This window comes from Mycobacterium sp. ZZG (assembly GCF_054786995.1).
The window spans coordinates 1-1051 of sequence record NZ_JBTBFV010000169.1 but is presented as its reverse complement, the minus strand read 5'-3'; the positions used below and the strand labels follow the sequence as shown (position 1 = coordinate 1051).

The 1051-nt window shown below is 67.6% G+C and carries 1 protein-coding gene; it reads left to right on the top strand.

All coding sequences use genetic code 11. The annotated features are described in order from the left end of the window. Positions 1-915 (top strand): IS1380 family transposase (locus ACXMYJ_RS29180; protein ID WP_460359555.1); only part of this gene is annotated, 915 nt, incomplete at its 5' end. Between the last annotated feature and the right edge of the window lie 136 nt (positions 916-1051).

The window sequence follows — 1051 nt, the reverse complement described above, 5'->3', positions numbered from 1 at the left end:
CACACCAAGATCGCCGGGAAGCAGATCCTGCGCAAAGGCCTGTCCCCGCTGGTCACCACGATCAGCACCAACCACCGCGCCCCGGTGATCGCTGGGGCGCGGTTGCGGGCCGGCAAGTCCAACTCCGGCAAGGGCGCTGCCCGCATGATCGCCCAGGCGGTGACAACCGCCCGTGCTGCCGGGGTGACCGGCCAGATTCTGGTGCGCGGGGACTCGGCCTATGGCAATGGCACCGTGGTGAGAGCCTGCCGCCGCGCTGGTGCCCGGTTCTCGCTGGTGCTGCCCAAATCCGCGCCCGTGGCGACGGCTATCGCGGCGATCGACGAGCATGCCTGGACCCCGGTCAACTACCCGGGTGCGGTCCGCGACCCGGACACCGGCATTTGGATCTCTGATGCCGAAGTCGCTGAAATCCCCTATACCGCTTTCGGTTCCACCGGCCACCCGATAACCGCACGGTTGATCGTGCGCCGAGTCAAAGACGCCCGCTACCCCGACGCACTGTTCCCGGTGTGGCGGTATCACCCGTTCTTCACCGACACCGACGAACCCGTCGCCGACGCCGACATCACCCACCGCCGCCACGCCATCATCGAAACCGTCTTCGCCGACCTGATCGACGGACCCCTGGCGCATATGCCCTCAGGGCGCTTCGGGGCGAACTCGGCCTGGATCCTGTGCGCCGCGATCGCCCACAACCTGCTACGCGCCGCCGGAGTGCTCGCCGGAGGCGTCCATGCGGTAGCCCGCGGCGCCACCCTGCGCCGCAAGATCATCACCATCCCGGCGCGACTGGCCCGGCCCCAACGTCGACCGATCCTGCACCTGCCCAGCCACTGCCCCTGGGCCGAGCACTGGCTCACACTGTGGCGCAACACCATTGGACACAGCCCACCAATGCCGGCAACACCCTGACCACCCGGCCGAGCAGGCCCCTACCGGAGCACACAGGAAATGCTGGGCAGACCAGCGATTACCCCATGCCCACACCCCCGCACCACGAAGAACAGTCTCAGCAGACACATCAATCACTTCAGTCCACGGATCGAGG